The organism is Pseudomonas sp. P5_B2 (genome assembly GCF_056400445.1).
Map to the genome: position 1 here is coordinate 1 of NZ_JBFULH010000920.1, position 1,303 is coordinate 1,303.

General features: G+C 54.5%; 1 protein-coding gene. It reads left to right on the top strand.

The features are described from left to right. Nucleotides 1-445 precede the first annotated feature (445 nt). Nucleotides 446-1,285 (top strand): UTP--glucose-1-phosphate uridylyltransferase GalU, encoded by an 840-nt coding sequence (gene galU / locus AC1DRJ_RS28005; protein ID WP_477805001.1) that lies wholly within the window; start codon nt 446-448, stop codon nt 1,283-1,285. Nucleotides 1,286-1,303: the final 18 nt, after the last annotated feature.

Consider the following 1,303-nt stretch of genomic DNA (forward strand, 5'->3'; position numbering starts at 1 on the left):
TGGGTGTTCAAGTTGCAATACGGATGCCACTTCAATCGCCGACGCTTCGGTAGAGAATGGCCCGGTGATGATCTCGCCGCCGCCGAAGTTGTATATCCACCATTGGCCGTCTTCCGCCTGCTTGATCAGGAACCCGTTGACGCTTTTTGCTTCCGACATCTATCTGCCTCGTTGGCTGGTTCAATTGCGTAATGATAGCGCCAAATGCACTGAGAAAGTGCCAATGGGCGTAGGGTGGTGCGATTGCAGGGCTGGAGGAATCGCCAGCTAAGGTTAAAAGTTGTCAGCTATCTATTAGGTAGAAGCTGGTGCACGATCTGTGGAACTATCCGCAGGAATATTTCTCTATGTTGGCATCGGTTAGCCAGTGCGGGGCATTGTAAGGTGCGCGCCGCCTGATTAGACTGCGCCGAAACTCGTACACACAGCCCTTTCAAGGACTTTTATGATCAAGAAATGCTTGTTCCCAGCAGCCGGTTRCGGTACTCGCTTCCTGCCAGCGACTAAAGCCATGCCCAAAGAAATGCTGCCGGTGGTGAACAAGCCACTGATCCAGTACGGCGTCGAAGAAGCACTGGACGCCGGGTTGACCGAAATCTCCATCGTTACTGGTCGCGGCAAGCGCGCCCTGGAAGACCACTTCGACATCAGCTATGAGCTGGAAAACCAGATCAAGGGCACCGACAAGGAAAAATACCTGGTCGGCATCCGCAAACTGCTGGACGAGTGCTCGTTCTCCTACACCCGTCAGACCGAAATGAAAGGCCTTGGCCACGCGATCCTCACTGGCCGCCCGTTGATCGGTGACGAGCCGTTTGCCGTGGTACTGGCGGATGACTTGTGCGTCAACCTCGAAGGCGACGGCGTACTGACACAGATGGTCAAGCTGTACGAACAGTACCGCTGCACCATCATCGCGATTCAGGAAGTGGATCCGCAGGAAACCAACAAGTACGGCGTAATCGCTGGCGAGTTGATCGCTGATGACCTGTACCGCGTACGCAACATGGTCGAGAAGCCGGCGCCGGAAGACGCTCCGTCGAACCTGGCGATTATCGGTCGTTACATCCTGACTCCGGACATCTTCGAGCTGATCAAGCAAACCGAGCCTGGTAAAGGTGGGGAGATTCAGATCACTGACGCGCTGATGAAGCAGGCGAAAAACGGTTGCGTGATTGCCTATAAATTCAAGGGCAAGCGTTTTGACTGTGGCGGCGCTGAAGGCTACATCGAAGCGACCAACTTCTGCTTCGAGAACTTCTACAAGACTGGCAAGGCTTACTGATAGCGCCTGACCCACTTG